Source organism: Clostridia bacterium (assembly GCA_036562685.1).
GTDB lineage: Bacteria > Bacillota > Clostridia > Christensenellales > DUVY01 > DUVY01.
Genome location: DATCJR010000130.1, coordinates 1 through 13,010, shown reverse-complemented (window position 1 = coordinate 13,010; position 13,010 = coordinate 1). Strand labels below are relative to the sequence as shown.

The window sequence follows — 13,010 nt, the reverse complement described above, 5'->3', positions numbered from 1 at the left end:
TCAGGAACAAAAAAAGGCTTGGCAATGTTTGAACTAGATTGTTTTTTTGTCATCCTATACTCCTAGATAATAGTATAAATAATTATAAATCTTATATTTGACATAAGATTGAAAAGTTTGTGTCAATCCTGATATTTTTATTTTTTCTTTATTGGAATATCACAATAAAATTCAACACCGTTTGGAACATTATTAACGCCGTATCTTCCTTTATGCGCTTCCATTATAGCTTTAACTATGCTAAGTCCTATGCCGTATCTGCCTTCACTGCGGCTCCTTGCTTTGTCGGCTTTATAAAACGGTATCCAAACTTTTTCTAAGTCCTCATTTGATATGGGTTTTCCGCTGTTAAAAACTGACACTCTATAAAACTCACTGTCCAAAACTTTGCCGATAATTACCAACTGACGATTTTCGTCAGTATGGCTTATTGCATTATTAAGATAGTTGTTTATGACTTGTTCTATGCGTAAAGGATCAGCATAGATTTCACAAGGCTCAAGATGAGTTTGAAGATTTATTTCCTTTTGTCCAATTAACGTTGAATATCTATCTGCAACAGAACATACAAGTTCATCTATCTTAAACAAAGACGGTTCGATAGAAAACGTACCGCTAGTATATTGTGACAAATTGAGAAGATCATGTACCAATTTGGTCATTTTGGCCGTTTCGTCCATAATGACATCGCAATAATATTCTCGTTTTTCAGCCGATTTTGAAACGGAAGCCTTTAGCGCTTCGGCGTAACCTTGAATTATAGAAAGAGGAGTTTTTAATTCATGGCTGACATCAGACACAAACTTCTTTCTCATTGTCTCAAGACCTTTTTCTCGTTCTAGCTCTTTTGTCAGCTGCTCGTTTTTTATCTTGAGTTCGTACATTGAGGCTTTGAGCTTATCGCTCATGCTGTTTATATTTTCCGCCAACTGTCCCAATTCATCGCTTCGATCTATTTCAAGCTTATGGTCAAAATTGAGATTAGCCAGCTCATAAGTCAATTTGTTCATGCTGACAATTGGCTTAGTAAAAATTCGTGAAAACAAAAAAGCCCAGATGAGTGAAAGGAATATAGCTGCAATACTTACAATCCTAGTAAAATAATTAGTCAAATCAACACTTTGCTGAATAGTTGTCAGATGAGTTCTAAGTTCAAGCTTGTAGCCGGTATAATCCTGATATATATTTCGTACATAAACGAGATAAGAAATGCCTCTTCTTTTATCTTCGCCCACCTTTTCATAAAAAGTGCCATAGCTGTCAGAATCACTTGCTTTAGTAGTAATTGACGTGATTTCTCCTATATTATCTAAAGGATAAAAAATCGTATCGCCTTTATATATGATTATCTGAACGTTGTTAATAGCTGATTGCTCGTCCAATATACTCAAAAGGTCCTCGTTCTTTTTGCCTTCTATATCATAAGGACTTATGTGTTTTGTGTTTATTTGACTGACAATAACTTTTGCAGTATTAGACAGCAATTCTTTTGTACGATTAAGTTGAATCGTTGTCAAGAAAATCTGCTGGGCAAGCGTAACCAGTACTCCAAAGAGTACTAGCACCAAGCCAAAATGTAAAAACAATCTTAACCAAAGTGTTTTAAATCTCAAAAATGATTACTTCCAATAATTTAAGTTTTTTTAGATTTCAAATTTATAGCCGTATCCGCGTACAGTCTTTATGTACTTGTCGCCGTATTCGCCTAGCTTTATTCTAAGTCTGCCCACATGCGTGTCAACAGTACGGTCGCCGCCATAATAATCATAGCCCCATACTTGAGTTAACAGCTTTTCGCGGGTAAACAGCTTGCCGTAATTTCTAGCTAGATGCAATAATAATTCATACTCGATAGGTGTAAGGTCGATCTCTTTACCGGCTAGAATAACTTTGTGCGTATCTATATCAATTTTTAAATCGCCATGTTCTATTACATTGCTGTTATTGTAGTCCATTTCCAAACGGGCTTTTATTCTTGCTAAGAGAACAGCCAAAGAAAAAGGCTTGGGAATATAGTCATTGGCACCCTTTTCAAAACTTTCAAGCTCATCCATTTCTTCACTTCTGGCAGTAAGCATAATTATAGGCACAGTAGATTTTTTTCTGATTTCTTTGCACACCTTCCAACCGTCTATATAAGGCATCATTACATCCAAAATTATAAGTTTTATATCAGGCTGCTGTTCAAACTTTTCAAGCGCAACTTTTCCGTCTTCTGCTTCTACTACTTCATATCCGGCGTCTGTAAGCCAATCTTTAATCAAGGTACGAAGCTTGGCCTCGTCATCTGCAATCATGATCTTAGTTTTTTCCATTTTTCACTCCCAAAGACATTTTTTTAATAAAACTACATAATTTTTTGATTTCAGATTAACACAATTCATATACAATATAGTAACGCCATTGTCACAAACATGTCACAGCCAAAAATATAGTTTTTTATATATTTTTTTAAATTTTATATATTTCTTATTGACAAATATATTAAAACCTGCTATATTCACTATGTTTATTTTTACTAAACAGTCGGTTTAAAAATACTAAACGCACTAAACAGCTAGTTTAGTTTTGCTAAACTCTGTTTAATAACGAGGAAAGCAATGAATATAGGCGTAAAACTCAAAGAATTGAGGCTCAAAGCAGGGCTTACACAAGAAGAATTAGCAGACAGATGCGAGCTTACTAAGGGTTACATCTCACAATTAGAGAATGACCTTACAAGCCCGTCAATTGCCACGCTAGAAACTATTTTACTTGCTTTGGGAAGCAACATCAAGAGTTTTTTTGGCGGAATTAAGGAAGAAGAAAAGGTTGTTTTTACTAATGCCGATTATTTTGAAAAGCTAGCCGAAGATCATCGAATAATCTGGCTTGTGACCAACAGCCAAAAAAACGAAATGGAGCCTATAATTTTGGAACTCAATCCTGGAGCTAAAATGGATGAAGATATGCCCCATGAAGGAGAGGAGTTTGGATATATATTAAACGGCACGGTAATGCTTAATATAGGCGGAAAGAGCTATGAGCTTAAAAAAGGAGATACTTTTTATTATACCGCAGACAAAATACATTACATTGAGAATGTAGGAAAAACCAATGCCCAAATAATATGGGTAAGCTCACCTCCAAACTTTTGATTTGAACTAAATAGACAAAAGCACTTCAAATTAAAAATTTGGGGTGCTTTTATATATTAAAAAAATAAAAATATAAAATACTATGTTAATAGGAGATCCAAAATGGCAGAAAGAGAAAGATTCAAAGCCGATAAGATTATCGAGTTGAGAAATCTAGTCAAGGTTTTTGACGGGATAACCGTTGTTGACGATGTGAATCTTAATATTAGAAGGGGAGAGTTTGTAACTTTTTTGGGACCGTCTGGCTGCGGTAAAACTACAACTCTTAGATTGATTGCCGGCTTTGAAAAGCCTACCAGCGGAAAGGTGTTTATAGAAGGCGTGGATGTTACTGATACTCCGCCGCATTCGAGAAAAGTTAACACTGTATTCCAAAGATATGCCTTATTTCCGCATCTAAATGTTTTTGGGAATGTTGCTTTTGGACTAAAACTCAAAAAAATACCTAATGGTCAGGATAAAAAAGGAAAGCAAATATATAGACATTATACCAAAGATGAAATCAGAGAAAAGGTCAAAAAAGCCTTAAAACTTGTTAACTTAGAGGACTATGAACATAGATATGTTGACAGCCTAAGCGGCGGTCAACAGCAAAGAGTTGCAATAGCAAGAGCATTAGTCAATGAACCCGAAGTATTGTTGCTTGACGAACCGTTGAGCGCGCTTGATCTGAAAATGAGACGGGATATGCAAATCGAACTCAAGCGTATGCATAAAGAATTAGGTATTACTTTCATCTATGTAACTCATGACCAAGAAGAAGCGCTTACATTGTCTGATACAGTTATCGTTATGAAAGACGGTGCTATCCAGCAGATAGGCACGCCTAAAAAGGTTTATGATGAACCTTCTAATGCATTTGTTGCTAACTTTATCGGCGAAAGCAATATCTTAAGCGGTATAATGCTTGAAGATTACAAGGTAAAGTTTGCTGGAGAAGTGTTTAAGTGCGTAGATAAAGGTTTTGAAAAGAATGAACCTGTTGACTTGGTATTAAGACCAGAAGATATTGCAATATATGACGCTAACGACGAAAAAGGCATTTTGAAAGGAAAGGTAATTTCCAGCATCTTTAAAGGCGAACATTATGACATGGATGTGCTTGCCAACGACTATGAATTTTCTGTACGCAGTGTTAATGGCTACGAAATAGGAAAGGAAGTAGGTCTATCTATCGCTCCTCAAGATATCCATATCATGAAAAAGATGAAAATCATCAATGAGTTTATAACCGAAGTAGAAGACGGACGAGTAAATATCTGCGGCGGCGAATTTGAAACAAATACAGATAATTTTGAAGTTGGACAAAGAGTTAAGGCGAAAATTGAGTTTGACAAAGTTATTATTCACGATGACGAATCAGACGGTATTATCGGTGGTAATATTTCGAGCATTGTGTATAAAGGAACTTATTATCAAGTTACTATTGATACTGATGACGATGATCAGATCTTTGCTGACACTCCGTACGAATGGGATATGGGCGACCGTGTAGGAATTTCGGTAATGCCTGAAAATATCAAGTTGGAGCCTGCACCGATTGTAGAGGAGGGTGTAGATGAAGCTTAATTTTAAAATGACACGCAAACAGTTTGCCATTCCTTATGTAATATTTTTGGCAGTGTTTGTGGTTTTTCCTTTGATCTTAGTCTTGGTCTATGCCTTTATGGATGAAAATGGCGGCTTTTCAATAAGCAATTTTGCCGTAATTTTCTCAGATGGCACAATATGGGTATTTTTAAAATCATTTTTGATTGCTTTGATAACCACAGGCGTTTGTATGCTTATAGGATATCCGATAGCATATATTTTAAGCCAGGCAAAATACGGTTTTCCCAAAATCATAATATTTTTATTCGTTTTGCCGATGTGGGTTAACTTTTTGTTAAGAACATTGTCAATCAAGTTCTTGTTTGAATATGTAGGAATTCAAATGGGTTACTTTACAGTAATAACAGGCTTGGTTTATGATTTCTTGCCGTTTATGATTTTGCCTATTTATACTGAACTAAAAGGTATTGACAGATCGCTTATAGAAGCGTCGCAGGATTTGGGAGCAAGTCCCAACAAGGTGTTTTTAAAGACAATTGTTCCGCTTTCTGTGCCTGGTGTAATAAGCGGTGCGCTTATGGTATTTATGCCTTCAATGTCAACTCTGGCTATAAGCGATATTTTGAGCAATAACAAAATAAAACTATTTGGTAACTTTATTGATTTGTGGTTCACATATGACAGCTGGAATATAGGCAGCGCAATGTCCTTGATACTGCTATTGATGATTGGATTGTCAATGTGGGTAACTAACAAATTTTCACGCGGAACGACTGCAAGGGGTGGGCTATGGTAAAAAAGATTTTGGCAAGAAGCTTTGTAGTAATAATGTTATTTTTAATGTATTTGCCCATTTTGTTTTTGATGGTATTGTCTTTTACTGAATCAAAGGCTTTTGGCGTATGGACAGGTTTTTCAGTTAATCTTTATATAGAACTTTTCCAAAACGAAGCCATTTTGAGAGCTGTTGCTAATACAGTCATAATTGGGCTAAGTGCTGCCACAATTGCTACACTAATAGGCACAATAAGCGCAGTAGGAATATACAGCATGAGAAAAGCGCCTAAAACTATAATTAGCGGCGTCAATCAAATAACCATTTTGAATGCCGATATAGTGACAGCAAGCGCATTGTTGCTGTTCACAGCGACATTAAATATTCCTCAAGGATATGGAACATTATTGCTTGCACATATCGTAATCTGTACCCCTTATGTAGTGTTAAGCGTTATGCCTAAACTTTCTTCACTTGATCCAAACCTTTATGAAGCAGCATTGGATTTGGGGGCGACTCCTACCAAGGCTTTGTTTAAAGTAATGATTCCTCAGCTTGTGCCTGGTATGATTACTGGTTTTGTATTGGCGCTTACATTGAGTATGGATGACTTTGTTATCAGCAATTATACCAATGGCGGAGTAGAAACTATATCTACCTTTGTATATAAAGATGCGGCGCGTGCAGGACTTACCCCTTCATTGAGAGCTTTGTCTACTATAATTTTCGTGGTGGTTTTGACTGTATTGATCGCGATCAACATCTATTCCAACAAAAAGCAAAGACATTCTGACAGGGAGGCAGTAGAATAAAATGAAAAAATTAGCTGTTATATTAGCGATCATGCTTGCTTTGTCAAGTTTTATGCTTATGGGATGTACAGGCAGAAGCAATGTCTTAAAAGTATATAACTGGCAGGACTATATTGATGAAGATGTCTTAGCAGGCTTTGAAGATTATTACTTCCAAACATATGGCGAAAAAATCACGCTCGAATATTATACATTTGAAACCAATGAAAGCATGTACACCAAAATCGCCCGTTCAAAAATGGACTATGATTTGGTAATACCTTCAGAATATATGGCGGAAAGGATGTATGAAAAAGGATTGGTGCAGTCTATTGATTACAGCAATATTCCCAATTTTTATGCTTCTTTAGAGTATAGCGAAAACGGGAAAACAAGACTTGATCCTACATTGCAAGAGTTATATTCAGACAAATTAGACTATTTCTTGCCTTATATGTGGGGAACCTTGGGAATTTTATATAATAAAGATTTATTAAAAGAAGAGGATATAGACATACTTGAAGGCGATGAGGCTTTTGAATTTTGGCAACAAGCTAATGGCGTAGAGTTGGACATAGATTCAACTGAAGGTCTGTGGGTTTTGGATGAAAACGGTCAAAACATTGTTTTCAATTGGTCAGCTATGTGGAGCCAAAATTACGGTAATTACAAAATTTATATGAAAAACAGCATAAGAGATTCTTTTGCTGCGGCGGCTATATATGCTAACGCTGATGAACTTAAAAAATATATTGGTCAAGAAAATCATGGAAAAATGGTTGATATGTACATGAACGATGCAAGCGACCAAAACCTAAAAAAGATTGAAAAAGTCTTAAAAGATCAAAGACCGTATATTAAGGGCTATGAAGTTGATAACGGCAAAGATGAGATGGTGCAGGGAAATATAGCTTTATTGCTTGCATGGAGCGGAGACGCTGTATGGTGTATGACCGAAAATGAATCTTTGGGATATTATGTGCCTAGAGAAGGAGCCAACATCTGGGCAGACGGATTTGTAATTCCTAAATATGCTAAAAACAAGCTTGCAGCAGAACGCTTTATAAACTATTTGTTTATGCAAAACATTGATGATCCTTGGGGCGAAGAAAGCGATTACGGCGACCACGGATTCATTTTGATGGATACCATTGGCTATACTTCTTCCTTAATTGATGTTCAAGAAAGATACTATCAAACATTCTTGGAAGATTATCTATATGATGAAGACGGACTTATGGCAAATGCTTTGAATATCTTAGACGCTCTTTTCCCGTCAGAAAGCCAAAAAGCACGCTGCGCCGTAATGAAAGATTTTGGCGACAGACAGGAAGATGTGCTAAAAATGTGGTCTAGAGTGCTAGTATCATAAAATTTTATCACAATAAATAAAAAACGGTATGAGATGTTCATACCGTTTTTTTATTTGATTTAATTTAAAGGTTAATTTTAAACATAGAATCGCCAAGATTTCACTAATTGGAAAAAACAAGATTAAGTAAAAAATTATAATTTGAGATAATCGAATAATACTATTTTTGATGTGTAATCATATCACTAAAGCGTGAAAAAAATGTGACATAAAACTATTGACAATTTTAGCAATTAAGCTATAATAGTGTTAGCAATCAAGATAAGAGAGTGCTAAAAATACAAAAGATTGCTAAAATTAAATTCAAAAAATGGAGGTATGTTATGTCAGGATTTTTACCTTGGGACAAAAATCAAAAGAGATGGGGAATGATTAGTCCATTTGATTGGGCTGATGAATTCTTTGAAGATTTTATGCCCGCATTTAAAAAATTTGACTCCTTCAAAATCGATGTAAAAGAAAATGAAAAAGAGTATATGGTTGAGGCAGAATTGCCTGGAATAAAAAAAGAAGATGTAAACGTTTCTTTGGTTGACGGTAATCTCACTATAGCTGTTAAAAATTCAAAACAAACTGAAGAAAAGAAAGAAAATTACATTTACAAAGAAAGAGGTTTCTCTACAATGCAAAGAAGCGTATATTTGTGCAATGCAACCAATGAAGGGGCAAGCGCAAAATTTGAAGATGGAATTTTAACTTTGAAAATTCCTAAAGACGACTCTCAAAAGATATATAAAATTGATATTAATTAAGATACCAATTTTTCATAAACTTCCTCTTTATGCCGTGTCCTGTTTTCCTCCCCTCCCTGCAGGACACGGCTTTTTAATTTAAATTAATAAAATTAATCCATAGATTAAAAATCTTAATAACAAAATATTGACAAAATTAATAAAATTTAATATTATTATAATAAATTTAAAGGAGTTTTAGTTTTAGGAGGATATATCAAAAATAATGCTAAAAGTGCCCAGTATATGTCCCGTTTGCGGAGGAGAATTAAGGGTTGAAGTTGTAAAATGCCGAAAGTGCAATACAACATTGCAAAACCAATTTGGATTTTCAGTTTTTGAAAAGCTTAATGACGAACAGACAGAATTTGTGCTGACATTTCTAAAATGTGAAGGCAGTATAAAAGAAATGGAAAAGTATTTTAAAGTTTCTTATCCTACCATAAAATCAAGATTGCAAGAAATAAAAAGAATTTTAGATTTGAGCGATACTAAAAGCTCTCTTTCCAACATAGATATTCTTGACATGTTAAGCAGAGGCGAGATTACGCCAGAACAAGCTGCTGAAATGATAAAAAATAAATAGGGGAAATTTATTATGGATGCTGAAATCAAAAAAATTATGAATTTGGTTGCAAACGGATCGATAACAAAAGAACAGGGCGATATTTTGTTAAAAGCACTAAAAGAAAAAAATTCAAATGAATATTATGACGAAGACGAAATTTATAATCAGGGCAAACCAAAAAAATTAGAAGATACCGTAATTAATCTTGGAGATAAAATCGGCAAGACAGTTACCATGGCATTGAACAAGACTGGAAAACTACTATCAGAACTCAATATAGATGAAAAAATAAATCAAGCCTTTGATGAATCCATAAGAGAAATAAAAAAAGGCAAAAAGAATTTTTCAATTTATATCAATGATAAAGACGATGAAGATTATGATGAAGATGAAGAGCACGGTGATATAGATATAACCTTTAATGAAGGAATAACAGAAAAGAAAAAATATATTAAGCCTGATGATTTTAAGCCTTATGAAGATCGTGAAATATGTATAAAATTTATTAATTCAAAACGCGTTATAAAAAGAGAATATACAGTACAGCAATTTATGGCTGCGCCAGAAAGCCTAGACAAAGAGGTAAATATGGCATTGAGCTTTACTATAATTGATCTTATTAATGAACGATTTACAGGTCTTTATAAATATATCAATAACGACATAGTGTTAAAAGTCAGAATTTACTAAAATCTAGGTTGCTTGTGTTGCCTTAATCATTTTAAATCTTACATAAGGCTTGACAACATAATTTTTTTGGGGTTAAATAGCTTTTAAGAAAATAAAATAATTTTTAGGAGCAATATGGATAAAGATTCAAAATCGCAGCAGAAGCCGGATTTTAAGGTCGCACTTAATGCTTCGAGTTCAGTAAAAAAAGTTATAGGTATCGTAAGCGGCAAAGGCGGCGTGGGAAAATCGTTGGTAACTTCTTTGCTTGCGTCCGCTTTTAGAAAAAACGGTCATAATGTTGCCATACTTGATGCTGATATTACAGGTCCAAGCATTCCTAAGGCATTTGGTATAAAAGGCAACGCTGTTGTAAAAGAAGAAGGCATTGAACCCAGAGTGTCTAAGACGGGCATAAAATTAATGTCAGTAAACTTTTTGCTAAGCTATGAAACAGAGCCTATTATTTGGCGCGGACCTTTGATAGCAGGGGCTGTCAAGCAGTTCTGGAGCGAAGTAATGTGGGGCGATGTGGATTATATGTTTATTGATATGCCTCCTGGAACAGGCGATGTTCCGCTAACCGTTTTTCAATCACTCAAGGTTGACGGAATAATTATAGTTTCTTCACCCCAAGAACTAGTTTCTATGATTGTAAGCAAAGCTGTCAATATGGCAAAAGCTATGAATATTCCCATTTTGGGGCTTATAGAAAATATGTCATATTTTGTTTGCCCTAACTGTACCAAAAAGCACAATATCTTTGGAGCCAGCGGCATTGAAAAAATTGCGCAAAAATATGACTTAAAAGTTCTTGCCAAGATTCCTATTGATCCAGCAATATCTGTAGCATGCGACAAAGGCGAAGTCGAAGATATAGACTCTCAATGGCTGACACCTGCTGTATATAGCATAGAGAGCAGCTTGGAGAAAAATAATTCTGAAAAATAGATTGAGTTTAATATATTTATTAACGAATATAAGCCTTATCTAAAAAGATAAGGCTTTTTATTTGATTCTACTAAAAGATATTTTATTAAAAACTGAATATCTTAATAAATTTTGTCATTAATTATAATTATGTTATGACATAAAAGTCGTAAAAAAATTATATTTATTCAAAAAAATTGGAAATCTTTTTTTTATTATGGAATACAATAGAGGGGAGGATAATTAATTGTGGCCGTATATCCAGTTTTTGCAGTTGCTAACGATATAATCGATAAAGCTGCTAAAGAAGGCATTTGCATGTCTAATCTGAAATTGCAAAAGATGCTATATTTTTTATATGGTCATTTTTTTGTAAAGTCAGATTATCCTCTTATTGACGAAAAATTTCAAACATGGCCCTATGGTCCAGTGATACCTATTGTTTATGGAAGGGCGCAAAAATTCGGCGCCTTAGGTATAACTGAATATCTTTTAGATCAAGAGGGCTATTTTTATGTTACCGATAAATTAGCTGATAATTATATAGAAACCTTTGAATATGTTTGGAATAAATATTCGCATATTCCAGCCTTAACGCTATCTAAACTAACGCATGCTCCCCAATCGCCGTGGGATGTCGTGACCAAAGAAAAAGGCTTGTATAAAGAAATACCTCCTGAATTAATTAAAAAATATTTCAGAGGTGAATCAATAAGTGCCCAAAAATAAAGAAGAAAATTTTATACAGTCTTATGATGCGCAGGAATTAATAAGAGCAGATAGACTTCCTGATAACTTTGTTCGTGATAGTACAAGGGAAACGATATATGATTGCACTCCAGAAGAATACAGAAATGCAAAATACACAGAATTAGTAGAAGATTTTTCAAAACATTATAGAGAAAAAAGCAAACAAAATAGAAGATTAAAAAATTGGTTTTTTATAATAATAATTACGCTATTAGTAATTGTAACTATAGCTACTATAGCGCTTAGTTTTATTGTCCTAAAAGAAGATAATTTGATTAAAAGTGTTAGCACAATTATTTCAAGTTTTGTTACATTGATTACTTCTTTTTTGTCTTTACCCAAGATTATCGCAAAGTATCTGTTTCCACTCAAAGAAGACGATGCTTTATTAGATTATTTGACCAATTTAAGAAGAACTGACTGTAATCCTCCAGAATATCCTTCCAATATAAATTATAAAAATAAGAAAATCTAGCCGCTTTGGAATTAATGTGAACTTATTTTAATTAAATTTAAATAAAAATAAAAAAAGTTTTATTTTGTCTTTTTCATCTTTATGTAATTAACGTACCTTTATCTAGCGTCATATTATTGACAAACAGTATTTTGATGGCATAATGTTAGTTAACCCTAACATTATGTGTAATGAATAAATATAGGTAACCACATTAATAATATAAACGATGATGATTTATAACCAAAATAAAGTTGATCGATATCACAAAATACTCTCTTACAGTGCTGCTCCTACTTTGCGGCGTGTCAAGCCCTCTAGTCTTATTTGTCTTCCGCAAGAACTAAACGCAGACAATATTAGACTGGCGGCGGAAGGTTTGGAAATGATGTACATGTATAAGTGCAAATCAAGTCATGTAATTTTTATCTTTAATAGAGAAATGCTTGACGACATAATTAATAAAAAAGAGATAAAAAGTTTTTTAACAAGATATTCATATCCGACAGATTGCGGGCTTGATATACACTTACAGCATCTAAAAAAAAGACTTAACGAGTATGTTCAAGGTGAAAATGTTTTTCCGCATGAGGTAGGTATTTTTTTAGGGTATCCCTATGAAGATGTGAGAGATTTTATACAGAGCAAAAAAGACTGCTGTTTTAGCGGATATTGGAAGGTTTTTAATAATCCGCAAGAGGCACTTAAAATTATGCAAAATTATTCTTTAGCGCAAAAACAAGTACTGTATGCACATGATAATGGTAAACGTTTTTTTGAATTTTTAGGTATATAAAATAGGAGGACAATTATGTCAAAAATATTAATAGTTTATTGGTCAGGTTCAGGTAACACAGAAAAAATGGCCGAACTTATAGCGCAAGGAGCATTGACGGCAGGAGCAGAAGTCGAGCTAAAACATGTTTCGTTAGTGTCGCCTGATATTGTAGATGGATTTAATGTTATCGCCTTAGGTTCTCCAGCTATGGGCGTTGAAGTTATAGAAGAACAGGAAATGGAGCCTTTTGTAGAATCAATAAGCACTAAGATAAATGGCAAAAAGATTGCATTGTTTGGTTCATACGGCTGGGGTGATGGAGAATGGATGAGAAGCTGGGAAGACAGAATGAAAGATTATGGTGCTCAAATTGTTGATACCGTTATTGTCAACGAGACACCTGAGGGCGAAAGCGAACAAGAATGCATAGGTTTAGGCGCCAAATTGGCTTTGCTATAAAATCAAACTGCCGCCAAAAATTTGGCGGCAGTTATATAATTTTTA

The 13,010-nt window shown here is 34.3% G+C and carries 15 protein-coding genes; 13 read left to right on the top strand and 2 right to left on the bottom strand.

Going from position 1 to position 13,010, the window contains the following annotated elements; all coding sequences use genetic code 11:
* Window positions 1-137 precede the first annotated feature (137 nt).
* Together VIL26_05945 and VIL26_05940 are read right to left on the bottom strand one after the other, a co-directional pair.
* Window positions 138-1,613, bottom strand: a complete 1,476-nt coding sequence (locus VIL26_05945; protein ID HEY8390475.1) for a HAMP domain-containing sensor histidine kinase — start codon at window positions 1,611-1,613, stop codon at window positions 138-140.
* A 30-nt stretch (window positions 1,614-1,643) separates the two neighbouring features.
* Complete coding sequence (locus VIL26_05940; protein ID HEY8390474.1) at window positions 1,644-2,315, bottom strand: response regulator transcription factor; 672 nt, start codon at window positions 2,313-2,315, stop codon at window positions 1,644-1,646.
* A 285-nt stretch (window positions 2,316-2,600) separates the two neighbouring features.
* Here VIL26_05940 and VIL26_05935 point away from each other — a divergent pair, with 285 nt between their 5' ends.
* The 13 genes from VIL26_05935 to VIL26_05875 all read left to right on the top strand — a co-directional run bounded on the left by VIL26_05935 (window position 2,601) and on the right by VIL26_05875 (window position 12,965).
* On the top strand, window positions 2,601-3,137 hold the full coding sequence (locus VIL26_05935) for an XRE family transcriptional regulator (GenBank protein HEY8390473.1): 537 nt from the start codon (window positions 2,601-2,603) through the stop codon (window positions 3,135-3,137).
* A gap of 102 nt (window positions 3,138-3,239) precedes the next feature.
* Window positions 3,240-4,706, top strand: a complete 1,467-nt coding sequence (locus VIL26_05930; GenBank protein ID HEY8390472.1) for an ABC transporter ATP-binding protein — start codon at window positions 3,240-3,242, stop codon at window positions 4,704-4,706.
* A complete protein-coding gene (locus VIL26_05925; GenBank protein HEY8390471.1) occupies window positions 4,696-5,484 on the top strand; it encodes an ABC transporter permease in 789 nt (262 codons plus the stop codon). Before VIL26_05930 ends, VIL26_05925 begins: the two co-directional genes overlap by 11 nt.
* Complete coding sequence (locus tag VIL26_05920) at window positions 5,478-6,275, top strand: ABC transporter permease (protein HEY8390470.1); 798 nt, start codon at window positions 5,478-5,480, stop codon at window positions 6,273-6,275. The genes VIL26_05925 and VIL26_05920 overlap by 7 nt, the downstream gene beginning before the upstream one ends.
* A 1-nt stretch (window position 6,276) precedes the next feature.
* On the top strand, window positions 6,277-7,626 hold the full coding sequence (locus VIL26_05915) for an extracellular solute-binding protein (protein HEY8390469.1): 1,350 nt from the start codon (window positions 6,277-6,279) through the stop codon (window positions 7,624-7,626).
* Window positions 7,627-7,949: 323 nt separating this feature from the next.
* Window positions 7,950-8,378, top strand: a complete 429-nt coding sequence (locus VIL26_05910) for an Hsp20/alpha crystallin family protein (protein ID HEY8390468.1) — start codon at window positions 7,950-7,952, stop codon at window positions 8,376-8,378.
* A 205-nt stretch (window positions 8,379-8,583) separates the two neighbouring features.
* Window positions 8,584-8,943: a DUF2089 domain-containing protein gene (locus VIL26_05905; protein ID HEY8390467.1), complete on the top strand. Its 360-nt coding sequence runs from the start codon at window positions 8,584-8,586 to the stop codon at window positions 8,941-8,943.
* A gap of 12 nt (window positions 8,944-8,955) precedes the next feature.
* Complete coding sequence (locus tag VIL26_05900; protein ID HEY8390466.1) at window positions 8,956-9,615, top strand: hypothetical protein; 660 nt, start codon at window positions 8,956-8,958, stop codon at window positions 9,613-9,615.
* 114 nt (window positions 9,616-9,729) lie between these two features.
* Window positions 9,730-10,545: an Mrp/NBP35 family ATP-binding protein gene (locus VIL26_05895; GenBank protein ID HEY8390465.1), complete on the top strand. Its 816-nt coding sequence runs from the start codon at window positions 9,730-9,732 to the stop codon at window positions 10,543-10,545.
* Between the two features lie 228 nt (window positions 10,546-10,773).
* Window positions 10,774-11,253 (top strand): type II toxin-antitoxin system antitoxin SocA domain-containing protein, encoded by a 480-nt coding sequence (locus tag VIL26_05890; GenBank protein ID HEY8390464.1) that lies wholly within the window; start codon window positions 10,774-10,776, stop codon window positions 11,251-11,253.
* Window positions 11,240-11,749: a hypothetical protein gene (locus VIL26_05885; GenBank protein HEY8390463.1), complete on the top strand. Its 510-nt coding sequence runs from the start codon at window positions 11,240-11,242 to the stop codon at window positions 11,747-11,749. Before VIL26_05890 ends, VIL26_05885 begins: the two co-directional genes overlap by 14 nt.
* A gap of 208 nt (window positions 11,750-11,957) precedes the next feature.
* Complete coding sequence (locus tag VIL26_05880) at window positions 11,958-12,524, top strand: DUF3793 family protein (protein HEY8390462.1); 567 nt, start codon at window positions 11,958-11,960, stop codon at window positions 12,522-12,524.
* 15 nt (window positions 12,525-12,539) lie between these two features.
* Window positions 12,540-12,965: a flavodoxin gene (locus tag VIL26_05875; protein ID HEY8390461.1), complete on the top strand. Its 426-nt coding sequence runs from the start codon at window positions 12,540-12,542 to the stop codon at window positions 12,963-12,965.
* Window positions 12,966-13,010: the final 45 nt, after the last annotated feature.